At 72.2% G+C, this 25,794-nt stretch carries 24 protein-coding genes and 1 CRISPR repeat array (1 of these 25 only partly in view); of the genes, 7 read left to right on the forward strand and 17 right to left on the reverse strand.

Translation table 11 applies throughout. The features are described 5' to 3' along the window. Positions 1 to 43: a CRISPR direct-repeat array (repeat unit 29 nt) (it extends 657 nt beyond the left edge of the window). A gap of 402 nt (positions 44 to 445) precedes the next feature. Next, positions 446 to 1,858, reverse strand: coding sequence for a class I SAM-dependent RNA methyltransferase (locus B086_RS0101090; RefSeq protein ID WP_018564573.1), 1,413 nt, complete (start codon positions 1,856 to 1,858; stop codon positions 446 to 448). 104 nt (positions 1,859 to 1,962) lie between these two features. Further along, complete coding sequence (locus B086_RS0101095) at positions 1,963 to 4,041, reverse strand: APC family permease (RefSeq protein ID WP_018564574.1); 2,079 nt, start codon at positions 4,039 to 4,041, stop codon at positions 1,963 to 1,965. A 429-nt stretch (positions 4,042 to 4,470) separates the two neighbouring features. On the opposite strand from B086_RS0101095, the gene B086_RS0101105 reads away from it, so the two are divergent. Both B086_RS0101105 and B086_RS0101110 read left to right on the forward strand, forming a co-directional pair. Next, positions 4,471 to 5,142, forward strand: a complete 672-nt coding sequence (locus B086_RS0101105; RefSeq protein WP_018564576.1) for a potassium channel family protein — start codon at positions 4,471 to 4,473, stop codon at positions 5,140 to 5,142. Continuing rightward, complete coding sequence (locus B086_RS0101110; protein WP_018564577.1) at positions 5,142 to 5,822, forward strand: potassium channel family protein; 681 nt, start codon at positions 5,142 to 5,144, stop codon at positions 5,820 to 5,822. Before B086_RS0101105 ends, B086_RS0101110 begins: the two co-directional genes overlap by 1 nt. A 121-nt stretch (positions 5,823 to 5,943) precedes the next feature. Here B086_RS0101110 and B086_RS0101115 read toward each other — a convergent pair whose 3' ends face one another. The 8 genes from B086_RS0101115 to B086_RS0101150 form a co-directional block, all read right to left on the reverse strand. Continuing rightward, positions 5,944 to 6,753: a DUF3159 domain-containing protein gene (locus B086_RS0101115; RefSeq protein WP_018564578.1), complete on the reverse strand. Its 810-nt coding sequence runs from the start codon at positions 6,751 to 6,753 to the stop codon at positions 5,944 to 5,946. A 3-nt stretch (positions 6,754 to 6,756) separates the two neighbouring features. Beyond that, the gene (locus B086_RS0101120) at positions 6,757 to 7,155 is read right to left on the reverse strand and encodes an OB-fold nucleic acid binding domain-containing protein (RefSeq protein WP_078509722.1); all 399 of its coding nucleotides are present in this window, start codon (positions 7,153 to 7,155) and stop codon (positions 6,757 to 6,759) included. Positions 7,156 to 7,198: 43 nt separating this feature from the next. Further along, positions 7,199 to 7,885, reverse strand: a complete 687-nt coding sequence (locus B086_RS0101125; RefSeq protein ID WP_018564580.1) for a response regulator — start codon at positions 7,883 to 7,885, stop codon at positions 7,199 to 7,201. Further along, on the reverse strand, positions 7,882 to 10,602 hold the full coding sequence (locus B086_RS0101130) for a sensor histidine kinase (RefSeq protein ID WP_018564581.1): 2,721 nt from the start codon (positions 10,600 to 10,602) through the stop codon (positions 7,882 to 7,884). The genes B086_RS0101125 and B086_RS0101130 overlap by 4 nt, the downstream gene beginning before the upstream one ends. A 257-nt stretch (positions 10,603 to 10,859) precedes the next feature. Next, a complete protein-coding gene (locus B086_RS0101135) occupies positions 10,860 to 11,552 on the reverse strand; it encodes an ABC transporter ATP-binding protein (protein ID WP_018564582.1) in 693 nt (230 codons plus the stop codon). A 265-nt stretch (positions 11,553 to 11,817) separates the two neighbouring features. Then, complete coding sequence (locus B086_RS0101140) at positions 11,818 to 12,585, reverse strand: DUF3710 domain-containing protein (protein ID WP_018564583.1); 768 nt, start codon at positions 12,583 to 12,585, stop codon at positions 11,818 to 11,820. A gap of 1 nt (position 12,586) precedes the next feature. After that, complete coding sequence (gene dut / locus B086_RS0101145; protein WP_018564584.1) at positions 12,587 to 13,168, reverse strand: dUTP diphosphatase; 582 nt, start codon at positions 13,166 to 13,168, stop codon at positions 12,587 to 12,589. Then, complete coding sequence (locus tag B086_RS0101150) at positions 13,165 to 13,749, reverse strand: PaaI family thioesterase (protein WP_026251991.1); 585 nt, start codon at positions 13,747 to 13,749, stop codon at positions 13,165 to 13,167. The genes dut and B086_RS0101150 overlap by 4 nt, the downstream gene beginning before the upstream one ends. 58 nt (positions 13,750 to 13,807) lie before the next feature. Between B086_RS0101150 and B086_RS0101155 the strand changes: the two genes are divergently transcribed. Further along, on the forward strand, positions 13,808 to 14,302 hold the full coding sequence (locus tag B086_RS0101155; RefSeq protein ID WP_018564586.1) for a DUF3093 domain-containing protein: 495 nt from the start codon (positions 13,808 to 13,810) through the stop codon (positions 14,300 to 14,302). 328 nt (positions 14,303 to 14,630) lie between these two features. Here the strand turns inward: B086_RS0101155 and B086_RS0101160 are convergent, their stop codons facing one another. From B086_RS0101160 to B086_RS0101175, 4 genes are all read right to left on the reverse strand, one after another. Continuing rightward, a complete protein-coding gene (locus B086_RS0101160; RefSeq protein ID WP_078509721.1) occupies positions 14,631 to 15,584 on the reverse strand; it encodes a hypothetical protein in 954 nt (317 codons plus the stop codon). 13 nt (positions 15,585 to 15,597) lie between these two features. Then, positions 15,598 to 15,894: a DUF4193 domain-containing protein gene (locus B086_RS0101165; protein ID WP_005481602.1), complete on the reverse strand. Its 297-nt coding sequence runs from the start codon at positions 15,892 to 15,894 to the stop codon at positions 15,598 to 15,600. A gap of 394 nt (positions 15,895 to 16,288) precedes the next feature. Beyond that, positions 16,289 to 17,521, reverse strand: coding sequence for a sensor histidine kinase (locus B086_RS0101170; RefSeq protein WP_018564588.1), 1,233 nt, complete (start codon positions 17,519 to 17,521; stop codon positions 16,289 to 16,291). 6 nt (positions 17,522 to 17,527) lie between these two features. Next, on the reverse strand, positions 17,528 to 18,181 hold the full coding sequence (locus tag B086_RS0101175; RefSeq protein WP_018564589.1) for a response regulator transcription factor: 654 nt from the start codon (positions 18,179 to 18,181) through the stop codon (positions 17,528 to 17,530). A 415-nt stretch (positions 18,182 to 18,596) separates the two neighbouring features. On the opposite strand from B086_RS0101175, the gene B086_RS44895 reads away from it, so the two are divergent. Next, entirely contained in the window at positions 18,597 to 18,770 is a 174-nt protein-coding gene (locus B086_RS44895; RefSeq protein WP_018564590.1) for a hypothetical protein, read from the forward strand. 73 nt (positions 18,771 to 18,843) lie between these two features. Here the strand turns inward: B086_RS44895 and B086_RS0101185 are convergent, their stop codons facing one another. Both B086_RS0101185 and B086_RS0101190 read right to left on the reverse strand, forming a co-directional pair. After that, the gene (locus B086_RS0101185) at positions 18,844 to 19,659 is read right to left on the reverse strand and encodes an inositol monophosphatase family protein (RefSeq protein ID WP_026251992.1); all 816 of its coding nucleotides are present in this window, start codon (positions 19,657 to 19,659) and stop codon (positions 18,844 to 18,846) included. 8 nt (positions 19,660 to 19,667) lie between these two features. Then, positions 19,668 to 20,795, reverse strand: coding sequence for a ferrochelatase (locus tag B086_RS0101190; protein ID WP_018564592.1), 1,128 nt, complete (start codon positions 20,793 to 20,795; stop codon positions 19,668 to 19,670). 126 nt (positions 20,796 to 20,921) lie between these two features. Here B086_RS0101190 and B086_RS0101195 point away from each other — a divergent pair, with 126 nt between their 5' ends. Together B086_RS0101195 and B086_RS0101200 are read left to right on the forward strand one after the other, a co-directional pair. Then, positions 20,922 to 22,160, forward strand: a complete 1,239-nt coding sequence (locus B086_RS0101195) for an MFS transporter (protein WP_018564593.1) — start codon at positions 20,922 to 20,924, stop codon at positions 22,158 to 22,160. Beyond that, positions 22,120 to 23,439 carry a D-arabinono-1,4-lactone oxidase gene (locus B086_RS0101200; RefSeq protein WP_026251993.1) on the forward strand — a complete coding sequence of 440 codons (1,320 nt, stop codon included), beginning with the start codon at positions 22,120 to 22,122 and terminating at the stop codon, positions 23,437 to 23,439. Before B086_RS0101195 ends, B086_RS0101200 begins: the two co-directional genes overlap by 41 nt. On the opposite strand, the gene B086_RS0101205 is transcribed toward B086_RS0101200, so the two are convergent. Next, positions 23,363 to 24,244 (reverse strand): hypothetical protein, encoded by an 882-nt coding sequence (locus B086_RS0101205; protein WP_026251994.1) that lies wholly within the window; start codon positions 24,242 to 24,244, stop codon positions 23,363 to 23,365. The genes B086_RS0101200 and B086_RS0101205 overlap by 77 nt on opposite strands. A gap of 488 nt (positions 24,245 to 24,732) precedes the next feature. On the opposite strand from B086_RS0101205, the gene sepH reads away from it, so the two are divergent. Beyond that, positions 24,733 to 25,773: a septation protein SepH gene (gene sepH / locus B086_RS0101210; protein ID WP_018564596.1), complete on the forward strand. Its 1,041-nt coding sequence runs from the start codon at positions 24,733 to 24,735 to the stop codon at positions 25,771 to 25,773. Positions 25,774 to 25,794 lie beyond the last annotated feature (21 nt).

Raw genomic sequence — 25,794 nt, forward strand, 5'->3', positions numbered from 1 at the left:
AGTTGGTCAGCCGCCTGCTCCCCGCACGCGCGGGGACGGTCCCAGGCAACTCCTACCGCCGGCCCGGCGGGGACGCTGCTGTCCTGTCTCAGCGCAGTTAGTCGGCGGCGTCGCGTTGACCTGCGAGGGCTGGATTGGGTGAGACGGCTACCCAGCCCCGAACGTCTGAAGGCGAACCACATCCCCTTCAGCGACGCCCCCGGCGACCAGACGTCGCAGGTCACGCCCTGACTGGTCTCGTCCGTGACATCTGATCAGCACGACTCAGCAGGTCTGCGCTCAGCGTCGCCTGCCCTCGGCGCCCCATCGATGCTCGCCCCCTCGACAGGGTCTGACCTGCCCGACAAGGTGCCTGACATGCCATCAGGACGAGCGTCAAATGAGCGTCACGGTATCGCCCGTAACGCCCATAGCGCACATCATGCGCATCGACTAAAGCCGCAGGTCAGCGGCCTTTCCCGACAGGTTCAAGGATCGCCACGCACTCCACATGATGCGTCATGGGAAACAGATCGAACGCCCGAAGCATCCGCACCCGGTACCCGCCCTCCCGGAAGTACCCCAGGTCCCGGGCCAGGGCTGCCGGGTCGCAGGCTACGTAGGCGATGCGGCGGGCCGCGAGGGTGGTGAGGTGGGTGACCGTGGCGCGGCCGGCGCCGGCGCGGGGCGGGTCGAGGACGATGAGGTCGACCTCGGTGATGCCGGTGCGGGGCAGGACGGAGTCGACCTTGCCCTGTTCGATGCGGACGCGGGGGAAGTCGGCGAGGTTGTGGCGGGCGTCCTCGACGGCGCGCTTGCCGGACTCGATGCCGAGGACGGCCCCCTTCTCGCCGATGCGGTCGGCGAGGGCACCGGCGAAGAGGCCGACGCCGCAGTACAGGTCGAGGGCCATGTCGCCCTTGCGGGGCAGCAGGCCCTGCATGACGGCGGTGACGAGGGTGTCGGCCGCCTTGGGGTGGACCTGCCAGAAGCCGCCGCCGCCCACCCGGTGGGTGCGGCCGTCGGCGCGTTCGCGGACGAAGGGGCGGCCGTGGACGCGGTGGACGCCGCCGGTCTTCTCGTCGACGCGCAGGACGGAGACCGGCTTGTCGAGTTCGACCAGCGGGAGGCGGCCGCCGGGACGCGGGGTCAGGACGACCTGACGGTCCTGCGAGCCGGTGGCCGCGATCGCCTCGACCGTCTCCATACCCGTCCAGTCGCGCCGCTCGATGCCCAGCTCGGTCACGCCCGGCGCGGCGATCATGCAGTGGTCGATGTGCTCGACCTCGTGCGAGCGGTGCCTGCGCAGTCCGGCCCGGCCCTCGGCGTCGACGGCGTACTGGACGCGGGTACGCCACTGCGACACCTCGCCCGCGGGCAGCTTGTCGCCCTCGGCGGGCATCACCGTGCCGTCCCAGCCGGCCTCCTCGGGGGTGAGCCCGGCGAGCCGCTTCAGCTGCTCGGCGATCACCTCGCCCTTGAAGCGGCGCTGGGCGCCCGGCTTGGCGTGCTGCCAGTCGCAGCCGCCGCAGCGGCCGGGGCCGGCGTAGGGGCAGGGCGCCTCGATGCGGTCCTTGGACGCCTCCAGGACGCGTACCGCGTCGGCGCGCAGGAAGCGGGCGCCCGTCTCCCCCTCGGTCACCCGGGCCACGACGCGCTCGCCGGGCAGGGTGTGCCGGACGAAGAGGACCTGGCCCTCGGCGGTGCGGGCGATGCAGTGGCCGCCGTGGGCGACCGGGCCGACCTCGACCTCGTACTCCTCGCCGACCAGAGACTGCGCACCGGTCGACGCCTCCGGCTGCGCGGGGCGCTCCCGCTCCCGCTCCCGCTCCCGCTCCTGTTCCCGCCCCACCTGCTTGTTCTTCGGTTCTGCCTGCATGGTGGGGTGTCTCCAGATCGGAAAGCGGGGAACGGCCGGACAACAGCCCACCAGTCTACGTGGGAGTCGTCCGGCCGTTCACCACGAGGCCGGGCCTTCAGCCTTCAGCCCTTGGACGCCGGGGACTCCTTCGGCTCCTTCGGCTCCTTCGACGACTCCTTGCGCACCTGCGCCGGACCGCGCCGCACCGCGCCGGGCGCGCTCCAGTCCTGGCGCCTGCGGGCGCGTACCTTCGCCGCCTCGGAGGAGGCGAGCTGGTAGGGCACCGAGGTGACCATCACACCGGGCGTGAAGAGCAGCCGGCCCTTCAGGCGCAGCGCGCTCTGGTTGTGCAGCAGGTGCTCGTACCAGTGGCCGACGACGTACTCGGGGATGATCACCGAGACCGCGTCGCGCGGGGACTCCTTGCGCAGGTTCTTGACGTACTCGATGACCGGCCGGGTGACCTCGCGGTAGGGCGAGTCGAGGACCTTGAGCGGGACGTCGATGCCGCGCCGCTCCCACTCCGCGCGCAGCGCCTTCGTCTCGGCCGGGTCGACGTTGACGGTGAGCGCCTCCAGGGTGTCCGAGCGCATCAGCTTGGCGTAGGCCAGGGCGCGCAGGGTGGGGCGGTGGATCTTGGAGATCAGGACGACCGAGTGGATGCGGGAGGGGCGCACGAGGTCGTCGCTGGGGCCCTCGGGGGCGGCGATCTCCTCGGAGACGCGGTCGTAGTGCTTGCGGATGGCCGTCATCGTCGCGAAGAAGATGCACATGCCGAGCAGCGCGACCCAGGCGCCGTGGGTGAACTTGGTCAGCAGGACGACGACCAGCACCAGACCGGTGAGGAAGGCACCGAAGGCGTTGATGGCGCGCGAGCGGATCATGTGGCGCCGCTTGGCCTGGTCGCGCTCGGCGGCCAGATGACGGTTCCAGTGCCGGACCATGCCGATCTGGCTGAGCGTGAAGGAGACGAACACCCCGACGATGTAGAGCTGGATCAGCCGCGTCGAGTCGGCGCCGTAGACGACGACCAGGAGCGTCGCCGCGCCCGCGAGCAGGACGATGCCGTTGGAGAAGGCGAGGCGGTCGCCGCGGGTGTGCAGCTGGCGGGGCAGGTAGCGGTCCTGGGCGAGGATGGAGCCGAGGAGCGGGAAGCCGTTGTACGCCGTGTTGGCCGCGAGGAAGAGGACCAGGGCCGTGGCCGCGGCGAGCACGACGAACAGGAAGCTGCCCTTGCCGAAGACGGCCTCGGCGACCTGGGAGATCACCGGGTTCTGGACGTAGCCGGAGCCGAGCGGGTTGCCGTTGTGCAGCAGGTCGGCGGCCGGGTTCTCGGCCATGTGGACCTTGGTCGTCATGGCCAGCACGATGATGCCGCAGAACATGGTCACGGCGAGCAGGCCCATCATCGCGAGCGTGGTCGCCGCGTTCTTGGACTTGGGCTTGCGGAAGGCCGGGACGCCGTTGGAGATGGCCTCGACGCCGGTGAGGGCGGCGCAGCCGGAGGAGAAGGCGCGCAGCAGCAGGAAGACGAGGGCGAAGCCCGCGAGCCCCTGGTGCTCGGCCTTGATGTGGTAGTCGGCCGTCGGTGCCCGCATGGTGTCCCCGAGGGCCAGCCCGCGGAACGCACCCCAGATGATCATGATGAAGACGCCGGCCACGAAGACGTACGTCGGGATGGCGAACAGCGTGCCCGACTCCCGTACGCCGCGCAGGTTCATCACGGTCAGCAGCACGATCACGACCACCGCGCAGAGCACCTTGTGCTCGACGACGAAGGGGATCGCGGAGCCGAGGTTCTCGATGCCGGAGGAGATCGAGACGGCGACGGTCATGACGTAGTCGACCAGCAGGGCGCTGGCGACCGTCAGGCCCGCCTTGGGGCCGAGGTTGGTCGTCGCCACCTCGTAGTCGCCGCCGCCGCTGGGGTAGGCGTGGACGTTCTGCCGGTAGGAGGCGACCACCGTGAACATCAGCACGACGACCGCGAGCGCGATCCAGGGGCTGAAGTGGTACGCCGACACGCCCGCGATGGACAGGACCAGCAGCACCTCGCCGGGAGCGTACGCCACGGACGACAGCGGGTCGGAGGCGAAGACGGGGAGTGCGATGCGCTTGGGCAGGAGGGTCTCCCCCAGCCGGTCGCTGCGCAGTGCGCGCCCGATCAGAATGCGTTTGGGCACGTCGGTCAGTTTGGACACAACAGAGGATCGTAGGCCGTCGAACAGGGGCTCGCCCACCTGCCACCCGAGATCTGCCTCACGAGTGAAAACGGGGACGGCGGAGGCTGCGGATTCCGCAGGTGGGGGCGGGGCCGTGCCTAGATGACTGAATTCGGCCTTCTTCAGCCCCTCTTCGGCCGCCGCCGACCCTCCGGAGGTCCCATGCCCCCGTTCGCGGAGCTGATCGGCGCGGCCCTCGCGCTGCTCGGCCTCGGATTCCTCACCGCGTGCAGCGTGCGCAGCATCACCAGGCGTCCTCCCTCCGAGGTGGAATAGGGGTCCCGGCGCCGCCGTCCGTCCGGCATGCGGCAGGGGGGTGCACACCCCGGACCGCGCATGTGTAGCTTGTCCCTCTGTCTGAGACCCTGATGGGGCTGAGCAGTAGCTGTTGACACCGGAAGGACGGTCGTGCACATCGTCATCATGGGCTGCGGGAGAGTGGGTTCCGCTCTCGCCCAGACCCTGGAGCAACAGGGGCACACGGTCGCCGTGATCGACCAGGACCCCACCGCCTTCCGCCGGCTGGGACCGGGATTCGGCGGCCGCCGGGTCACCGGGATCGGCTTCGACCAGGACACCCTGCGCGAGGCGGGCATCGAGGAGGCCGGTGCCTTCGCGGCGGTCTCCAGCGGCGACAACTCGAACATCATCTCGGCCCGGGTGGCACGCGAGATGTTCGGCGTGCAGAACGTCGCGGCCCGGATCTACGACCCGCGCCGTGCCGAGGTCTACCAGCGCCTCGGCATCCCGACGGTGGCCACGGTCCGCTGGACCGCCGACCAGATGCTGCGCCGGCTGCTGCCCTCGGGCGCGGAGCCGCTGTGGCGCGACCCCACCGGCGGGGTCCAGCTCGCCGAGGTGCACACCTCCCCGCAGTGGGTCGGGCACAAGATCAGCCGGCTCCAGGAGGAGACGGGCGTCCGGGTGGCGTTCCTGACCCGCCTCGGCGAGGCGATGCTGCCCTCCTCGCAGACCGTGCTCCAGGAGGGCGACCTCGTGCACGTGATGATGCGGACGGACGACGTGGACAAGGTCGAGGCGGCGTTCGCCGAGGGCCCCGAAGAGGAGAGCGGTCACTGATGAGGGTCGCCATTGCCGGTGCCGGCGCGGTCGGACGCTCGATCGCGGGCGAGCTGCTGGAGAACGGCCACGAGGTCCTTCTCATCGACAAGGCGCCGACCGCCATCTCGGTCGAGCGCGTCCCGCAGGCCGAGTGGCTGCTCGCCGACGCCTGCGAGATCACGTCCCTGGACGAGGCGGCGCTCCAGCGCTGCAACGTGGTGATCGCCGCGACGGGCGACGACAAGGTCAACCTGGTCGTCTCGCTGCTGGCGAAGACGGAGTACGGCGTGCCGCGCGTCGTCGCCCGGGTGAACAACCCGAAGAACGAGTGGCTGTTCAACGAGGCGTGGGGGGTGGACGTCGCCGTGTCCACGCCGCGGCTGATGTCGGCCCTGGTCGAGGAGGCGGTGAGCGTCGGCGACCTGGTGCGGCTGCTGCGCTTCAGCCACGGCGACGCGAACCTGGTCGAGCTGACGCTGCCGGAGGAATCGGCGCTCGCCGGGATCCAGGTCGGTGACGTGCACTGGCCCGAGGACACCTCCCTGGTGACCATCATCCGCGGCACCCGGGTGCTCACCCCGTCGCAGGAGGACTCGCTGGAGGTCGGTGACGAACTGCTGTTCGTGGCCGCGCAGGCCCGCGAGGAGCAGCTGGAGGACCTGCTGTCGAAGCGGCGGCGCGAGGACGCCGAGGGCTGAGCCCGCCCCGCGTGGGCGGCTGTACGTCGGTGGGGGGTGCCCGGAGATCTCCGGGCACCCCCCACCGACATAAAGGATCGTGCTGCGGCCGTAGAGGATCCTTCCGCGGCCGAGCCGGGTGCTACGCCCCCCGGCGGTGGCGGCCCGCCGCCGGGGACGTGTCGCCCTCGGGGTCCGCCGTCCCGGCCGCCAGGGCGGCCCTGCGCTCCTCCTCGGCCTTTTTCTCGGCCTTCTCGGCCTTCTCTGCCTGCTCCTCCGCCTCCATCTCCGCGAACACGTCGATGGGCGCGGGCGCCTTCGCCAGGAACACCCAGGTCAGCCAGACCGCCAGCAGGAACGGCGGGATCTTCAGGGCGACCAGGATCCAGCCGAGCTGGGTGGTGTCGGCCCACCAGTACAACGGGAAGAGGATCGCGCACTTGGCGAGCAGGATCAGGCCCCAGGCCCAGCTCGCCTTGGTGTACGCCTTCTTGCGGCCGGGGTTGCGGGTGCGCCAGGAGAGGTTCTCCTTGAAGACCGGGCCGAGGATCAGTCCGATCAGCGGCACACCGGCCAGCGCGGTGACGATGTAGGCGAGGCTCAGCCCGAGGGTGTAGAGCATGCCCGGCAGATAGAAGTCCTTGGCGTTGCCGGTCATCATCGCGAAGACGACACCGAAGACCACGCCGAAGACGCCGCTGAAGGCGTGCTTGACGGTGTCCCGCATCACCAGCCGGACGGCGACCAGCACCACGGAGACCGCGAGGGCGGCGATGGCCGACCAGTGCAGGTCCTTGTTGACGGTGAAGATGCTGACGAAGAGCAGGCCGGGCAGCACGGTCTCCACCATGCCCCGGACCCCGCCGAACGCCTCGAACAGCGCGGCCTCCGTCACCGCCCTCGAGTCGTCGGTGGCGGTCGTCTCTTCGGTCGGCTTGTCGAGTGACGTCACGGGCTACTCCCGTCCGAGGGGTCGCAGTTCGTACTTGGGGTTGAACAGCACCCGGCGGCCCCGGCTCATGGAGATCCGGCCCGATGCGATCAGCTTGCGCCCCGGTTCTATACCCACGATGGAACGCCTGCCGAGCCACACCACGTCCAGGGCGGCGGAACCGTCGAACAGCTCCGCCTCCAGGGCGGGGACTCCGGCACGCGGGCGCAGGGTGACCGTGCGCAAGGTACCAGTAACCGTGACGACCTGGCGGTCGTGGCAGTCACCGATGCGGGTGCAGCCGGCGGTCTCGGTGTCCTCGCGCAGCTCCTCGGACTCCAGGTCCTCCTGCGAGGAGGAGAGCCGGTCGAGCATGCGCCGGAACCGGCCCGCGGGCTTCTCGGATCGGGGAACGGCACTCATGTCTGAAGGGTACCGGGGCGGGCCGACAGGACCGTAACCGCGCTCACTTCTCGAAGCGGTAGCCCATGCCCGGCTCGGTGAGGAAGTGCGCGGGGTGCGAGGGGTCGGCCTCCAGCTTGCGGCGCAGCTGGGCCATGTAGACGCGCAGGTAGTTCGTCTCGGTGCCGTAGGAGGGCCCCCACACCTCCTGGAGCAGCTGCTTCTGGCTGACCAGGCGGCCGGTGTTGCGCACCAGCACCTCCAGCAGGTGCCACTCCGTCGGGGTCAGCCGTACGTCCTTGCCGCCCCGGTTGACCTTCTTCGCGGCGAGGTCGACGGTGAACTGCGCGGTCTCCACGGTGGTGACGTCGTCCTCGCCGCCGCCCACGGGCTCGGCCCGGCGGACGGCGGCGCGCAGCCGGGCCAGCAGCTCGTCCATGCCGAAGGGCTTGGTGACGTAGTCGTCGGCGCCCGCGTCCAGCGCCTCGACCTTCTCGTCGGAGGAGTGCCGGGCGGACAGCACCAGGATCGGCACCCGGGTCCAGCCGCGCAGGCCCCGGATCACCTCGACGCCGTCCATGTCGGGCAGGCCCAGGTCGAGGACGACCACGTCGGGGTGGCGGGAGGCGGCGAGGTCGAGGGCGGTACGGCCGTCGGGCGCGGCGTCGACCTCGTACTTGCGCGCCTTGAGGTTGATCACGAGGGCCCGCACGATCTGCGGTTCGTCGTCGACCACCAGCACCCTGGTCATGAAACCTGCCTTTCTGGGTGTACGGGGTCCGGGTGTCCGGGGTCCTGGGGTACGGGGTCCTGGGGTACGGAGCTGCCTGCGCGGGGCGTCCGCTCGGCGCGGCGCGGTCCGGGGTCCGGGGGGCCGGATCCGGTGCCGGGGCCGGATCCTGGTGCGGTGCCGGTGCCGGTGCCGGGTCCGGTGCCGGGCGGGGGCGGCTCGGTGTGCTCCGTCGCGGCGCGGGCCGTCGCCGCGCGCAGGCTGAGGACCATGGTGAGGCCGCCGCCGGGGGTGTCCTCGGCGGCGAGCGTGCCGCCCATGGACTCGGCGAAGCCGCGGGCCACCGCGAGGCCGAGGCCGACGCCCGCGCCGCGCGGGGCGTCGCCGTGCCGCTGGAAGGGCTCGAAGATACGGTCCTTCGCCTCGTCGGGCACGCCGGGGCCGCGGTCGACGACCCGCACCTCGACGCGGTCGGCGATCGCGCTGGCCGACACCAGGACCGGGGTGTGGGCCGGGCTGTACTTCACGGCGTTCTCGACGATGTTGGCCATGGCGCGTTCCAGCAGCCCGGCGTCCACGGCGACCATCGGCAGCGTCTCGGGGACGTCCAGGCCGACGCTGTCCTCGGGCACCCCGCCCAGCGCCATCGGCACCACCTCGTCGAGGTCGATCTCGCGGATGAGGGTGGTGACGGTGCCGGTCTGGAGGCGGGACATGTCCAGCAGGTTGCCCACGAGGTGGTCGAGCCGGTCGGAGCCCTCCTCGATGCCCTCCAGGAGTTCGGCCCGGTCCTCCTCGGACCACTCGACGTCCTCGGAGCGCAGCGAGGTGACGGCGGCCTTGATCCCGGCGAGCGGGGTGCGCAGATCGTGGCTGACGGCGGCCAGCAGCGCGGTGCGGATGCGGTTGCCCTCGGCCAGGGCGCGGGCCTGGTCGGCCTCCTCCTGGAGCCGGCGGCGGTCCAGGACGACGACGGCCTGGGCGGCGAAGGCGGCGAGCACCCGGCGGTCGGAGGCGGGCAGGACGCGCCCGGTCAGCGCGAGCGCCATGTGGTCCCCGACCGGCATGTCCACGTCCGCGTCCTCGGGGCGCTGGAGCGGCCGGTCGGTGCCGACCCGCCCGGCGCAGGTCCAGGGGTCGACGTCGCTCTTGCGTTCGAGGAGTGCCACGGACTCCATGCCGAAGGTCTCGCGCACCCGTTCGAGCAGCGCCTCCAGGCTGGTCTCGCCGCGCAGGACGCTGCCCGCGAGGAAGGACAGTATCTCGGCCTCGGCGCGCAGCCGGGCCGCCTGGTGGGTGCGGCGGGCCGCCAGGTCGACCACGGAGGCGACGGAGACGGCGACGCCGACGAAGATCGCTATGGCGACGATGTTCTTGGGGTCGGCGATGGTCAGCCGGTGCAGCGGCGGTGTGTAGAAGTAGTTCAGCAGGAAGGAGCCGAGGGCCGCGGAGCCGAGCGCGGGCAGCAGGCCGCCGAGCAGAGCCGCGGCCACCGTCAGGGCGAGGAAGAGCAGCATGTCGTTGGCCAGGCCCAGGTCCACGGTGCTGAGCAGCAGCGCGAGGGCCACCGGGCCGACCAGGGCCATCACCCAGCCCCAGGCGATCCGGGCGCGGCCGAGCCGGGCGCCCCTGGCCACGGGCAGGCCGCGGCCCTTGGCGATCTGGCCGTGGGTGACGATGTGCACGTCGAGGTCGGGGCCGGACTCGCGGGCCACCGTGGCGCCGACGCCGGGGCCGAAGACGTACTGCCAGGTCTTGCGGCGGGAGGAGCCCAGCACGATCTGGGTGGCGTTGACCCCGCGCGCGAAGTCCAGCAGGGCGGCCGGTATGTCGTCGCCGACGACGTGGTGGAAGGTGCCGCCCAGGTCCTCCACGAGGGTGCGCTGGACAGCCAGCTCCTTCGGGGAGGCGCCGGTGAGTCCGTCGCTGCGGGCGATGTAGACGGCCATGACCTCGCCGCCCGCGCCCTTCTCGGCCAGCCGGGCGGCGCGGCGGATCAGGGTGCGTCCCTCGGGACCGCCGGTCAGGCCGACCACGATCCGCTCGCGCGAGCCCCAGATCTTGGAGACGCGGTGCTCGCTGCGGTACTGCTGGAGGTATTCGTCGACCCGGTCGGCCACCCAGAGCAGGGCCAGCTCGCGCAGGGCGGTGAGGTTGCCGGGGCGGAAGTAGTTGGACAGGGCCGCGTCGACCTTGTCGGGCTGGTAGATGTTGCCGTGCGCCATCCGGCGGCGCAGCGACTCCGGCGACATGTCGACCAGTTCGATCTGGTCGGCCCGGCGCACCACCTCGTCGGGGACGGTCTCGCGCTGGCGCACTCCGGTGATCGACTCGACGACGTCGCCGAGTGACTCCAGGTGCTGGATGTTGACGGTCGAGACCACGTCGACACCGGCGGCGAGCAGTTCCTCCACGTCCTGCCAGCGCTTGGCGTTGCGGGAGCCGGGGACATTGGTGTGGGCCAGTTCGTCCACCAGGGCGACCGCGGGGGCGCGGCGCAGCACCGCGTCGACGTCCATCTCGGTGAAGGCGGATCCGCGGTGCTCCAGCGTCTGGCGCGGCACCTGCTCCAGGCCGTGCAGCATCACCTCGGTGCGCGGCCGGTCGTGGTGCTCCACGAACGCGACGACGCAGTCGGTGCCCCGCTCCACCCGGCGGTGCGCCTCGGCCAGCATCGCGTAGGTCTTGCCGACGCCCGGTGCCGCACCGAGGTAGATCCGAAGCTTGCCGCGTCCCATGACCTCATTGTCTTCCTGTCACACCGTGCACGCTGCGTCGACCTTACGGCCAAGAATCGCGGCAGGAGGATCCGGGCCGCGGCCCGGGACGGTCCTTGACGCAACTCTGACGCGACCTGGGCGAAGCCCGCGGGGCGCGGGGCCTGGTGCGGGTGTGGCAGGGGGCTGCCGGTGGGGACGGTGGTGACGCTGAGTGAGATACGGGTGAGGCGCGAAGTGAGGCGCGGGGTGGGCGGGCGGCCGGGAGGCCGGTCGGCTCAGTGCTCGACTATCTCGCCGTCGCGCAGTTCCAGGACCCGGTCGGCCAGGTCGAGGAGGGTGAGGTCGTGGGTGGCGACCAGGGCGGTGACCTGCTGGCTGTGCACGACGGCGCGCAGCAGCTCCATCACGGCGAGGCCGGTCTCCGCGTCGAGCTGGCCGGTCGGCTCGTCGGCGATGAGCAGCGCGGGGTCGTTGGCCAGGGCGCGGGCGATGGCGACGCGCTGCTGCTGGCCGCCGGAGAGCTCACCGGGCCGCTGCCCGGCGTGGTCGGCGAGGCCGACGAGGGAGAGCAGCAGTTCCACGCGCTCCTCGCGCTCGCGCGGGTCGGCGCGGCGCATCCGCAGGGGCACGCCCACGTTCTCCGCGGCCGTGAGGATGGGGATGAGGCCGAAGGACTGGAAGACGAAGCCGACGCGGTCCCGGCGCAGCGCGAGCACGCCGTCCTCGCCCAGCTCGGAGAGGTCGCGGCCGTCGACGTGGACCCGGCCGCGGTCCGGTGCGTCGAGGCCGCCCACGATGTTGAGCAGGGTGGTCTTGCCGGAGCCGGAACGGCCCTTGAGCGCGACGAGTTCGCCGCGCGGCACCTCGAAGGAGACCCCGCGCAGGGCGTGCACCGCGGCGGCGGCCTGCCCGTACGACTTGTGGACGTCCTCCACGCGCACCATCGTGTCGGTGGCGACCTGGCTCATGTGCCCTCCCCGCTGTGCTCCCCCGTGGACCGTGCGCCAGTATCACGAGCGGCGGCCGTCCCGATCAATCCCTGAACGGACGGCGTCCCGTATTGGTTTCCGTTCGTTACGGGTTTTCCCAGGGCGCCCTTACGGGTTTCCCCGGGCCGCGAAACCGGTGCTCACGGGCGCGCGGGAGACCGCGGGCGCGCGAAGGGCCGCACCCGGCGGGGTGCGGCCCTCGGTGTCCCGCGATCTCGCGGGGACGCCACTCGCGGGGACGTGGCTAGCGGACCTCGGTGATCTCCGGGCCGCGCTGGAGCTGGCCCATGCCGCCGGAGAAACGGGACTGGCCCTCGTCCTGCTGGACGCCCTCGGGGACCATCTGGGCGTCGTTGGGCAGCTTCAGCACGATCGGGTCGCGGGGCGCCATCGGGCCCTCGCCGCGGACCACGACCGTGTCCCGGAAGATCTGCTCCAGGAGACCGGCGGCCTGCGGCTGCACCGCGCCCTGCCCGGAGATCACTCCGCGCAGGAACCAGCGGGGGCCGTCCACACCGACGAAGCGCACCACCTGGAAGCCGCCCGTGCCGTCCGGCAGCTGCACCGGGACCTGGGCGCGCAGCTCCCAGCCGAGCGGGCCCTCTGTCTCGTCGACGATGCCGCCCTGCTGGGTGATGCCGGTGGCGATCTCCTCGCGCACCTCGCCCCAGATGCCCTCGCGCTTGGGTGCGGCGAAGCCCTGCAACTGGACCGCACTGTCCCCCAGGACGACGGTCGCCGCGACGATCGCGTCGCCCGCGACCTCGACCCGCAGCTCCATGCCGTCCACACCGGGCACGAGCAGACCGCCCAGGTCCACCCGGCCCTCGTCCGGGTCGCTCACCTCGGAGCTGTCCCAGGGGCCGTCGGGGCGGGGCTCGGGTTCGAGCCGCACCCGCTCGCGCTCGGTCTCTTCCTCTTCGTCCGCCTCGGTGCCGACGCTGTCGACGACCTGCTCGGCCTCGCCGGCCGCGTCCTCGGCGGCACCCTTCTTCTTGCGACGTCCGAACACGTCACTGTCCTTCCCGGTCGGATACGACCGAAGCGTATCGATTCCCACCCGCCGGGCCGCTTCTGGCAGCCCGGCCGCTTGTGCCGCTCTCACCGCCCACCGAGGCATGGCCACCGGTGGACCCGAAGCCCCCCTCGGCCCGCGCCGAGCCGGGAAGTTCCGCCACCTCCTGGAAGCGGACCCTCTCGACCTGCTGGACGACCAGTTGGGCGATCCGGTCGAAGCGCTCGAACCGCACGGACTCGCGCGGGTCGAGATTCACCACGATCACCTTGATCTCCCCACGGTACCCGGCATCAACCGTCCCTGGGGCATTCACCAGGGCGACACCGCACCGGGCGGCCAGGCCGGACCGGGGGTGCACGAAGGCCGCGTACCCCTCGGGGAGGGCGATGGACACTCCCGTGGGCAGAACGGCCCGCTCGCCGGGGGCCAGTTCGCACGGGTCCGTGGTGCGCAGATCGGCGCCCGCGTCGCCCGGCTGCGCGTACGCGGGCAGCGGTACGTCGGGGTCGACCCGGCGGATCAGCACGTCCAGGGGCGCACGGCCGGCGGGGTGCGCGGGGGGCGTCGTCCGGTTCACGGGTTCACCTCGAAGGCGCGGGCGCGGCGCATCTGGTCGGGGTCCTCCATGGCGGCCCGGATCTCCTGCGGGCGGCCGTGCTGCGCGAAGTGGTCGATCTTGACCTCGACGAACAGGGCGTCGGCGCGCACGGCGACGGGCCCGTCCGGGCCGCCGACCCGGCCGGTGGCCGTCGAGTAGATCTTCCGGCCGGCCACCGCGACGACCTCGGCCTCCAGGTGGAGCGTCGTGCCGACCGGGACGGGCCGCAGGAAGTCCGTCTCCAGGCGTCCGGTCACGGCGACGGTCCGCAGCAGCCAGTTCAGCGAGCCGAGGGTCTCGTCCAGGGCGGTCGCGAGGACTCCGCCGTGCGCGAGGCCGGGGGCGCCCTGGTGGGCCGCCTGCACGGTGAACTCGGCCGTGATGCGGACGCCTTCCCCGGCGCGTGCCTCCAGGTGCAGTCCGTGCGGCTGGTCGCCGCCGCACCCGAAACACCCGCCGTAGTGCGCGCCGAGGAGTTCTCCGGGCGCGGGGGCGTCGGGATGCCGTACGGGTTTCACCGCGTCGGCGGGGGGCTGAAGGGCTGCGGAACTACCACTCACAGGCGCAGACCTTACCCGCGCGTCGGCGTCGGCAGGGCACCGTGCCAAGCTTGGTTTCATGCAGCTCTCCGCCCAGCCGTACGAAGAACGCCTCACCGCGCCCCGCTCCTGGTGGCTGATCAGCTTCCTGATCGGTGTCTCGTGCGCCCTGATCCTGCTTCCGTTCGGCACCCTGCCGCTGCTCGGCGGCCTGGTCGGCGGCACCGCGGTCGCGGCGGTGGTGGCCAGTTCCTACGGTTCGGTGCGCATCCGGGTCGTGGGCGGCTCGCTGATCGCGGGCGAGGCGAAGGTGCCGGTCACGGCCCTGGGCGAGGCGGAGATCCTGGACGCCGAGGAGGCGCGGGCCTGGCGCACGTACAAGGCGGACACCCGGGCGTTCCTGCTGCTGCGCGCCTACATCCCCACGGCGCTGCGGGTGGAGGTCACCGACCCGGAGGACCCGACGCCCTACCTGTATCTGTCGACGCGGGAGCCACAGCTGCTGACGGAGGCCCTGCGGGCGGCCCGGACGGCCGCGTCCGGTGCGGAGGCCGGGGGGACGACGGCCGCGTAGCGCGCGGAGCGCACGCGGGGGGCGTGTCCCCGGGGGTGCGACCGCGCCTGCGGGCCCGTCCTAGCACGGGGGCGGCGGTGTTCGTCGTCATGGTCGGTGCGACCGCGCCTGCGGGCCCGTCCTGGGCGTCTCGGCGCGGCCCTGGAGCGTCCGGAGCGGTCCCGGGTCGGTGCGGGCCGGGGCTAGCCTCCGAGGGCGTACGAGGCCGGTCTCCGTGCTTTTCTCGGCTTTCCCGGCTTTCCCCGGCTTTTCCGGCGTTCCTCGGCTTCCCCCGTGCCCGTGGGCAGGGCTCCCCCGGCGCGGTGCTCCGCGCGCGTCGGAGGCGTGCTCAGGACTGCTGCTGCTCCGGGCCTTCGTCCAGCGGGAGGGGGCCCTCGGGGGCGTCCAGCGGCGGCAGCGCGGGCAGCCGGTCCCAGGGGACCTGGATCTTGCGCAGGTCGGCGCGGACGAGGGCCGCGAGTCTCTTGGTGTCGCGCCGGTTGATGACGGCGCCGACGGCGGCACCGACCAGGAAGGGCATCAGGTTCGGCAGGTCGCGGACCATGCGTTTCATGATCTGCTGGCGCAGCCGCCGCTTCATCTGGCCGCCGAGGGCCGAATCGACGGTGGACGGCCTGGTGACGTCGATGCCGCGCTCCCCCGACCAGGAGGACAGGTAGGCGGTGCTGCGGACGGCGAGTCCGCCGGGCGGCCGTACGCCGTAGACCTCGTGGAGTTCGGCGATCAGCTTGAGTTCGATCGCGGCGACGCCGGTGATCTCCGCGGCCAGTTCGGTCGGCATGGCGGGCGGTACGGGGAGCATCGCGGCCGCGCCGATGCCGGCGCCCACGGTGGAGGTCGCGTGGGCGGCGCCCGCGACGAGCTTGTCCGCCAGTTCCTCGGGTCCGAGGCCGGGGAACTGCCTGCGGAGCGTGTCGAGGTCGCGGACCGGGACGCGGGGTGCGAGGGCGATGATCCGGTCGGCCAGGTGGGACAGTGCCGCTCTGGCCCGGCTGCCGCTCTTGCGGACGCCGTTCCTCGCGGCCTCGCCGGCCCGGTCGCGGAGCACCGCGATACGGCGGCGGGCGAGCGGCGCGGGCCGTGCCGCCGGGGCGGCCTGATCATCACGTCCGGACACCTGCGCGAGCGAGGCCGATCCCGTCGATGCTGTCGCATCTGTCCGGTCGGACGGACGGGATGGGCCTCGCTCGTGGTCACGCGCGCCGTGGGAGCCGCCGGACGGCTCCGGGTCCGCTCCCCCGTGGGAGAAGCGGCGCTTCCAGGGAGGGGTCGAGCCGGTCACGGCCGACCCTGCCTCAGTCGCAGTCGCGGCAGATCGGCTGACCGTTCTTCTCCCGGGCCAGCTGACTGCGGTGGTGCACCAGGAAGCAGCTCATGCAGGTGAACTCGTCCTGCTGCTTGGGCAGCACCCGGACGGCCAGTTCCTCGTTGGACAGGTCGGCGCCGGGCAGTTCGAGACCTTCGGCGGCCTCGAACTCGTCGACGTCCACAGCGGAGGTCGACTTGTCGTTCCGCCTGGCCTTCAGCTCTTCCAGGCTGTCCGAGTCGACGTCGTCGTCGGTCTTGCGTGGAGTGTCGTAATCGGTTGCCATGTGTCGCTCTCCCCCTCTGGGTGTCTGCGGTGTCTCCAGCGCACGTAACGCGTGAGAGGCCGGACTTGTGCCCGACCTGAGGCGGAGATTTTGCCTCACATCAAGGTCTGTTACTCAATCGACACCCAACCGGACTCCTCAAGAGTGATCGGCTTGGATGGCGATGGGGACCGTACACGGTCCTAATGCCGCACTTCAAAGCGGTCTCACCGTGTACTTCCCGTGATCAGGACCCCTGAAAACCCGGACTTTCCGGACTTTTCACCAGGCTTCATGATCACTGACGGTAGGTGGCCAGAAATCCGCCCATGTGATCGATCACACAGCAAGAGGTCGGTGAGAGCCTCCGGAAATTCCGCGCACAGCGAACATCCTCCGTGCGGAGGTCATGATCTCAGACCGGCAGGGTGACACGCATCACGAGGCCGCCGCCCTCGCGCGGCTGGGCCGCGATGTGCCCGCCGTGCGCCCGTGCCACCGAGCGCACGATGGACAGGCCGAGGCCGACGCCCTTGTCGCTGCCGGTGCGCTCGGTGCGCAGCCGCCGGAACGGCTCGAAGATGTTGTCCACCTCGTAGGCCGGGACGACCGGTCCGGTGTTGGTGACGACCAGGACGGCCTGGCCGTGCTGCACATCCGTGGTGACCTCCACCCAGCCGTCCTCGGCCACGTTGTACCGCACCGCGTTCTGCACGAGGTTCAGCGCGATCCGCTCCAGCAGGACGCCGTTGCCCTGGACGACGGCCGGCTTGCACTCACCGCGCAGCTCCACGCCCCTGTCCTCGGCCTCCGCGTGCACCTGGTCGATCGCCCGGGAGGCGACCTCGGCCAGGTCCACCGGCTTGCGCTCGACGATCTGGTTGTCGCTGCGCGCGAGCAGCAGCAGGCCCTCCACGAGCTGCTCGCTGCGCTCGTTGGTGGCCAGCAGCGTCTTGCCGAGCTGCTGGAGCTCCACGGGCGCCCCGGGGTCGGACAGGTGCACCTCCAGCAGGGTGCGGTTGATCGCCAGCGGGGTGCGCAGCTCGTGCGAGGCGTTGCCCACGAAGCGCTGCTGGGCGGTGAAGGCGCGCTGGAGCCGCTCCAGCATGTCGTCGAAGGTGTCCGCCAGCTCCTTCAGCTCGTCGTCCGGGCCGTCCAGCTCGATCCGCCGGGACAGGTCGGAGCCGGCCACCGCGCGCGCGGTGCGGGTGATCCGGCCCAGCGGGGCCAGCACCCGGCCGGCCATGGCGTAGCCGAAGGCGAAGGCGATCACGGCGAGCCCGAGCAGGGCCAGCAGCGAGCGGCTGAGCAGGTCGTTCAGGGCGTGCTCGCGCTGGAGGTTCACGCAGTCGTTCAGGGCGCGGTTGAGCTCCCCGGCCGGGGCCGAGGACGGGAGGTTGCACGTGTTGCTGGAGACTCCCCCGGAGACGATCTCGAAGGGCAGCTTGCTGCCCACGTTCAGCGCGTTGGCGGCGAGCAGGTAGATGATCGACAGCAGCAGGATCCCGGCGATCAGGAACATGCCGCCGTACAGCAGGGTGAGCCGTATCCGGATGGTGGGGCGCAGCCACGGGAAGGGCGGCTCGGGCCGCCGGGGGTCCCAGGTGGGCTTGGGGGGCGCCTGGGGCGGCGCGGGCGTCGCGGCCACGGCGGATCAGATCCGGTAGCCGGAGCCGGGCACGGTGACGATCACCGGGGGTTCGCCCAGCTTGCGGCGCAGGGTCATCACCGTGACCCGGACCACGTTGGTGAACGGGTCGGTGTTCTCGTCCCAGGCCTTCTCCAGGAGCTGCTCGGCGGAGACGACCGCGCCCTCGCTGCGCATCAGGACCTCCAGCACGGCGAACTCCTTGGGCGCCAGCTGGACCTCCCGGCCGTCGCGGAAGACCTCGCGGCGGTTGGGGTCGAGCTTGATCCCGGCGCGCTCCAGGACGGGCGGCAGGGGCACGCTGGTGCGCCGGCCGAGGGCACGCACGCGTGCCGTCAGCTCGCTGAACGCGAAGGGCTTGGGCAGATAGTCGTCGGCGCCGATCTCCAGGCCCTCGACGCGGTCGCTGACGTCGCCGGAGGCGGTGAGCATCAGTACGCGCGTGGGCATGCCCAGCTCGACGATCCTGCGGCAGACGTCGTCGCCGTGCACCAGCGGGAGGTCGCGGTCCAGGACGACCACGTCGTAGTCGTTGACGCCGATGCGCTCCAGGGCGGCCGCGCCGTCGTACACGACGTCGACGGCCATGGCCTCCCGGCGCAGTCCGGTGGCCACCGCATCGGCGAGCAGCTGCTCGTCCTCGACGACGAGTACGCGCACGTCGCATGTCCTTCCTGTGTCCGCCCGCGCGGCATGGTTCGGGCACACGCGGGCAGGGGTCTTCATGAGTGTGTGCCTCCATCCTGCCCTTTTCGGCCATAAGTCGGCTGTAAGCCGGGGTCCGGGGCGGGACGTACGGGCGGTCGCGGGGCGGGAATCGGGAAGTTTCTCGGGGTGTTGAGGTTTCCGCGGGAGGGAGCGGGGGGAGGACGGCTTTACACCCCGCGATCACGCTCTGCATGTACCGCACCACCATGCGGTACGCCGCGTTCCGCTTCGGCAGAGTGGGCGTGGGTGTCCGGCACGGTCGCCGCCCGGCAGGGCAGCGCTGGGCACCTGATGGAGACGTGATCGCCCCTTCCCGACGGCACACCCCCGTGCCACCGACCCACGACCCAGGACGAGGGGGCGCAGCATGGACGCATTCACCGCAGGACTTCTTCAGCGCATAAAGACGACCGAGTCCGACCTCACGCGGGCCCGCGACGAGGGCGACGACTTCCTCGTCGAGGTGGAGCTGGCCGAACTCGACGACCTGCGCCGCCTCGCCGCCGAGCACGGTGTGGAGGTCGGCATGTCCGGCGTCTGACCGGACCGCACAGCGGAACGGGACCCCGGCGAATCCAGCGCCGGGGTCCCGTTCCGCTGTGCGGGGCCGGTTCTCAGTCGTGCCAGGCGCCGAGGTTCTCCAGATGGCCCTGGAGCGGTCCGAACACTCCGGGGGTGGCGGCCACGGCCAGTTCGCCGGAGACGCGCTGTCCCGGGCGTCCGCCGGTCAGGGCGCCCGCCTCCCGGGCGATCAGGTCGCCGGCCGCGTGGTCCCAGGGGTGCAGTCCGCGCTCGTAGTAGCCGTCGAGGCGGCCCGCGGCCACATCGCACAGGTCGAGCGCGGCCGAGCCGGCCCGCCGGATGTCGCGGACCAGCGGGATCAGCCGCCCGGCGACCTCGGCCTGGTGGCGGCGGACGTCGGTGACGTAGTTGAAGCCGGTGGAGACCAGGGCCCGGTCCAGCGGGGCGTCCGGACGGCAGGTGAGCCGGCGTTCCCCGGCCCAGGATCCGGTGGCCCAGGCGCCGCGGCCCCGCACCGCGCGGAAGGTCTCCGCGCGCATCGGGGCGGTGACGACGCCCACCAGGGTCTCGCCGTCCTGTTCGGCCGCGATGGAGACGGCCCAGGAGGGCAGCCCGTAGAGGTAGTTCACGGTGCCGTCGAGCGGGTCGATGATCCAGCGGATGCCGCTGGTGCCCTCGGTGGCGGCGCCCTCCTCGCCGAGGAAGCCGTCGTCGGGACGCCGGTCGGCGATCAGGCCGGTGATCAGTTTCTCGGCCGCGATGTCCATCTCGGTGACGACGTCGACCGGGCTGGACTTGGTGGCGGCCACCCCGAGGTCGGCGGGGCGGCCGTCCTTGAGCAGCTCACCGGCGCGGGCGGCGGCCTGGAGGGCGAGCTGGAGCAGTTCCGTGTGCAGGGCGTCGGTCACGGTGTTCCTCACGCGTACGGGCTGTCGGCGCCCGCGGCGGCGGGCCGGGCGGTGCGGGCCGGGCAGCAGCCCACCGGGCACAGGTCGTGGCTCGCGCCGAGCGCGCCCAGGGCGCACGGGGTGACGGCCCGGCCGCTCTCGCGGGCGGCCCGCTCCAGGACCAGGTCGCGCACGGCGGCGGCGAAGCGCGGGTCGGCGCCGACGGTGGCCGAGCGGCGCACCGGCAGGCCCAGCTCCGCGGCCTTGGCGGTGGCCTCCGTGTCGAGGTCGTAGAGGACCTCCATGTGGTCGGAGACGAAGCCGATGGGCGCCATGACGACGGCGGGCACCCCGGCGGCGTGCCGCTCCTCCAGGTGGTCGCAGATGTCCGGTTCCAGCCACGGGATGTGCGGGGCGCCGGAGCGGGACTGGTAGACGAGCTGCCAGGGGTGGTCGACGCCGGTGCGCTCGCGGACCGCGTCGGCGATCAGCCGTGCCACGTCCAGATGCTCGCGGACGTAGGCGCCGCCGTCGCCGTGCTCCTCGGCGGGGCCCGAGGTGTCGGCGGCCGCGGTCGGGATGGAGTGGGTGGTGAAGGCGATGTGGGCGCCGGCCCGGACGTCCTCGGGGAGGTCGTCGAGGGAGGCGAGCACACCGTCGGTCATGGGCTCGACGAAGCCGGGGTGGTTGAAGTAGTGCCGCAGCTTGTCGACCCTCGGCGGCTCCAGGCCCTCGGCCTCGAGGGCGGCCAGGGAGTCCGCCAGGTTCTCGCGGTACTGGCGGCAGCCCGAGTAGGAGGCATAGGCGCTGGTGGCCAGGACCAGGACGCGGCGGCGGCCGTCGTGGACCATCTCCCGCAGCGTGTCGGTCAGGTACGGCGCCCAGTTGCGGTTGCCCCAGTAGACCGGCAGGTCCAGGCCGTGCCCGGCGAAGTCCTTGCGCAGGGCGTCCAGCAGGGCGCGGTTCTGGTCGTTGATGGGGCTGACCCCGCCGAACAGGAAGTAGTGCTGCCCCACTTCCTTCAGTCGTTCCTTGGGGATGCCGCGCCCCCGCGTCACGTTCTCCAGGAACGGGACCACGTCGTCCGGCCCTTCCGGACCGCCGAAGGAGAGCAGGAGCAGGGCGTCGTACGGAGTGGGATCCAGCGCGTCTGACATGTCTCGATCCTGCCACCTGGCACCCGCGGCCCGGATTCCGACCCGCATAAGCGGGTGCGTCCCGGGCCGGCGGGGCCGTAAGCTGTATCGGCCACCTACACGCCTTACCGGATACCCGGAGATCCCGTGCCCAGCCCCTACCGCGCCCTGTTCGCCGCTCCCGGCTCCAAGGGCTTCTCCGCCGCGGGGTTCCTCGGCCGGATGCCGCTGTCGATGATGGGCATCGGCGTGGTCACGATGATCTCCCAGCTCACCGGGCGCTACGGGCTCGCGGGCGCGCTGTCGGCCACCATCGCGCTGGCCGCCGCCGTGCTCGGACCGCAGATATCCCGCCTGGTCGACCGGCACGGGCAGCGCCGGGTGCTGCGCCCGGCGACCCTGGTCTCGCTGACCGCCGCGGCCGGGCTGCTGCTGACGGCGTACTTCGGCTGGCCGGACTGGGTGCTGTTCGTGTGCGCGGCCGGGATCGGTTCGGTGCCCTCGCTGGGCGCGATGGTCCGGGCCCGCTGGGCGGCGCTGTACCGGGGGACGCCGCAGCTGCACACCGCGTACTCGTTCGAGTCGGTGGTGGACGAGGTCTGCTTCATCTTCGGGCCGATCGTCTCCATCGGGCTCTCCACGGCCTGGTTCCCGGAGGCCGGGCCGCTGCTGGCCGCCTGCTTCCTGGCGGTGGGCGTCTTCTGGCTCACCTCGCAGCGGGCCACCGAGCCCGCGCCGCACCCGCGCGAGCAGCACGGCGGCGGTTCGGCGCTGCGCTCGCGCGGCCTCCAGGTGCTGGTGGCCACCTTCGTGGCGACCGGGTCGATCTTCGGCGCGGTGGACGTGGTCACCGTGGCCTTCGCCGACGAGCGCGGGCACAAGGGCGCGGCGAGCGTGGTGCTGGCCCTGTACGCGGCCGGGTCGTGCTCGGCGGGTGTGCTCTTCGGGCTGCTGCGCCCGTCCGGGGCGCCCGGCCGCCGCTGGCTGCTGGGCATATGCGCGATGGCCGTGAGTATGATCCCCCTCCTACTGGTCGGAAACCTGCCGTTTCTGGCCGTGGCGCTGTTCGTCGCGGGCCTGTCCGTCGCTCCCACCATGATCACGACGATGGCCCTCGTCGAAGAGCACGTACCCCGCGCACATCTGACCGAGGGCATGACCTGGGTGAGCACCGGGCTCGCGGTGGGGGTGGCGCTCGGTTCGTCGGTGGCCGGCTGGGTGATCGACGCGGCCGGCGCGCGTTCGGGGTACGGGGTTCCGGCGGTGGCCGGGGCCGTCGCGGTCGCGGTCGGTTTCCTCGGGTACCGCCGGCTGAGCAGGCCGGCACCGGGTCGGGGAGGCACCGTTGAGCAGCACAGCGCGCGCGAAGAACGGCATGTGGCGTAACTGGGGCGGAAACGTCCGCTCCCGTCCGGCGCGGGAGGTGACGCCCGCCTCGGTGGCGGAACTGGCCGCCGCCGTGCGCCGGGCCGCCGAGGACGGACTGCCGGTGAAGGCGGTCGGCACCGGTCACTCCTTCACCGCCATCGCCGCCACCGACGGCCTGCTGGTCCGCCCCCAGCTGCTGACCGGCATCCGCGGCATCGACCGCGAGGCCATGACGGTGACCGTGGAGGCGGGCACCCCGCTCAAGCGGCTCAATCTGGCCCTGGCCCGGGAGGGGCTGTCCCTGACCAACATGGGCGACATCATGGAGCAGACGGTGTCCGGGGCGGTCAGCACCGGCACCCACGGCACCGGTCGCGAGTCGGCCTCCATCGCCGCCCAGATCAAGGGGCTGGAGCTGGTCACGGCGGACGGTTCGGTGCTCGCCTGCTCCGAGAAGGAGAACCCCGAGGTCTTCGCGGCGGCCCGGGTGGGGCTCGGCGCGCTCGGCATCATCACGGCGATCACCTTCGCGGTGGAGCCGGTCTTCCTGCTGACCGCCCGCGAGGAGCCGATGCCCCTGGACCGGGTGCTGGCCGAGTTCGACCAGCTCTGGGCGGAGAACGAGCACTTCGAGTTCTACTGGTTCCCGCACACCGGCAGCACCAACACCAAGCGCAACAACCGCAGCGCGGGCCCCGAGGCGCCGGTGGGGCCGGTGGCCGGCTGGTTCGAGGACGAGTTCCTGTCCAACGGCCTCTTCCAGGTGGCCAACTGGGTGGGCCGCGCGGCGCCCGCCGCCGTCCCCGGGATCGCCCGCCTCTCCAGCCGGGCGCTGTCCGCGCGGACCTACACCGACATCCCCTACAAGGTCTTCACCTCGCCGCGCCGGGTGCGCTTCGTGGAGATGGAGTACGCCGTCCCGCGGGCGGCGCTCGCGGACACGCTGCGCGAGCTGAAGACCATGGTCGACCGCTCCGGGCTGCGGGTGAGCTTCCCGGTGGAGGTGCGCACCGCGCCCGCCGACGACATCACCCTGTCCACCGCGTCCGGCCGGGACAGCGCCTATGTGGCGGTCCACATGTTCCGGGGCACCCCCTACCAGCGGTACTTCACCGAGGCCGAGCGCGTCTTCACCGCGCACGAGGGCCGGCCGCACTGGGGGAAGATCCACACCAGGGACGCGGAGTACCTCTCCGGGGTGTATCCGCGCTTCGGCGAGTTCACGGCGCTGCGGGACCGCCTCGATCCGGACCGGCGGTTCCAGAACGACCACCTGCGGCGGGTGCTGGGGCGGTAGACGGGCCGCCGGGCGCCGGGGTGGTGCCGCCACCGGTGCCCGGGGTGCTGTGCGTGCCCTCGCCCGGGGTGCCGCCCGGCTCCGGGCTCGCCCCGTCCGTGCCGCCCGGGTCACCGCTTCCGGTGCCGGTGCTCGCGCCGGGGGTGGGCGTCGGGCTCACGGACGCACCCCCGCCGGGGCCGTCGGACGGGCCGCCGTCACCACCGGGGGTGGCGCCGTCACCCGTTCCGGTACTGCTTCCCGGGGAGCCCGGGGAGCTGGACGGCTCCGGAGTGCCGCCGTCCGGGGGCGAGGAGGGTCCGCGGTGGCGGCCGGTGACGGCGTCACCGACCGTGGTGCCGTGGCCGCCGCTGAAGCTGCTGCCGGAGAGCACCTCGTAGGCGGTGATGCCGCCCATGGTGACGCCGAAGACCAGGGCCGCGGCGACCAGCGGCCGCTTCCAGCTCTTGACCCGGGCCCGGTAGACGGTGCCCTCGGAGAACTCGCCGGGTACCGGGCAGGACGGGAGCGGCGGGGTGCCGGACGGCTCGTCCACCACCGGTCGGACCGGGACGGTCACGGTGCGTATCTGCTCGCCGGTGCGCCGGAAGAAGTGCTGGAAGACCGAGCCGCCGCAGGTGGCGACCACGCTGACCAGGCCGGCTCCGAGGATCGTGCCGTAGACGCCGAAGTACGAGGCGAGTTTCGCGGCCACCACCGCCGCCACGGCGCTGCCCGCGACCTGGGGCACGCTCAGCTCGATCCGCCGCCTCGGCGCCTCCTCCCCCGCGCCCGGCTGACCACCGTTCTCCGGCCTTTCACGCATACCCGGACCTTGCCTCCCTTTCCCGTACGCGACCGAATCTTCGGGATGAGATCGGCCGACTGCACGAGAAAGGGACGTACGGACGAAACCCTTAGTTCCGTTTCTGGTGATTACGTGAAGTACGCCACGTTCATGATCGCGAAAACGGGTCAGGGGCGGCCAAGTCCCGCCTGGCGCCAGAAGTTGGGCGGCGCGGCGATCCACGCACGTGGTCCGAATGGAGTACTGTTGCGAGCCCTGGGTCCGGTCTCCCGCCGGGGTGTCCGAGACCTGCTGGAACGCCGGGAGGGGGCTGGTTGCACAGGGTGACGCGGTTGGTCACTGATCGTTGTGAACAGGTAACCGTGCCATAACGGCGATCCAGGGCCCGCGCCCGACACGCCGGGCAACTCGGCAAGGTTGTGGCAGGCTGCACCCGGGCAGGCCACACTCGACTAGCGGAAGCAGCGACGCACGTGACGTCGGCAGGCACCACCCGGGAGGTCCCCATGCCCGAACTGCGTGTCGTGGCCGTCTCCAATGACGGCACACGGCTGGTGCTGAAGGCTGCGGACAGCACGGAGTACACGCTTCCGATCGACGAACGGCTCCGCGCCGCCGTGCGCGGCGACCGTCCCCGCCTCGGCCAGATCGAGATCGAGGTGGAGAGCCATCTCCGCCCCCGTGACATCCAGGCGCGGATAAGAGCGGGAGCGACCGCGGAAGAGGTCGCCCAGCTCGCCGGCATCCCCGTGGACCGCGTCCGCCGCTTCGAGGGTCCCGTGCTCGCCGAGCGCGCCTTCATGGCCGAGCGCGCCCGCAAGACCCCGGTCCGCCGCCCCGGCGAGAACTCCGGCCCGCTGCTCGGCGAGGCCGTGCAGGAGCGGCTGCTGCTGCGGGGCGCCGAGAAGGACACCGTGCAGTGGGACTCCTGGCGCCGCGACGACGGCACCTGGGAGGTGCTGCTCGTCTACCGGGTCGCGGGCGAACCGCACTCGGCGAGCTGGACGTACGACCCGCCGCGGCGCCTGGTGCAGGCCGTCGACTCGGAGGCACGCGCCCTGATCGGCGAGTCCGACGACCTCGGCACGCCCGAGCCCAGCTTCCCGTTCGTGCCCCGCATCGCCCGGCTGCCCCGCGACCGCCCGCTCGACCGGGAGCGGGACCGCGACCGTCCCGCGCTGCCCGCCCAGGCGCTGGAACCGGCCGCCGAGGAGGCTTCCGGTGAACGCGACTCGCTGACCAGCCTGCTGGAGGCGGTGCCGAGCTTCCGCGGCGACATGGTGGTGCCCGAGCGCACCCCCGAACCCGCCGAGGAGCCCGACCAGGAGCCGGAGGTGGAGGAGCCGCCCGCGCCCGCCGCGTCCGCCGGGGCCGGGTCCGCCTACGCCGATGTGCTCATGCCCCGCTCGGTCGGCAGCCACCGCGACCGCCTCGTCGGAGCGACCGACCGGCAGGCCGAGGCGGACGGCGTCCGGCCGGGCCGCCGGGCCGCCGTCCCGAGCTGGGACGAGATCGTGTTCGGCACCCGGCGCAAGAAGCAGGAGTGACCGCAAGCGTGTACGGGTGAG

Origin of the sequence: Streptomyces sp. PsTaAH-124 (assembly GCF_000373685.1) — a bacterium.
Classification (GTDB): domain Bacteria; phylum Actinomycetota; class Actinomycetes; order Streptomycetales; family Streptomycetaceae; genus Streptomyces; species Streptomyces andamanensis.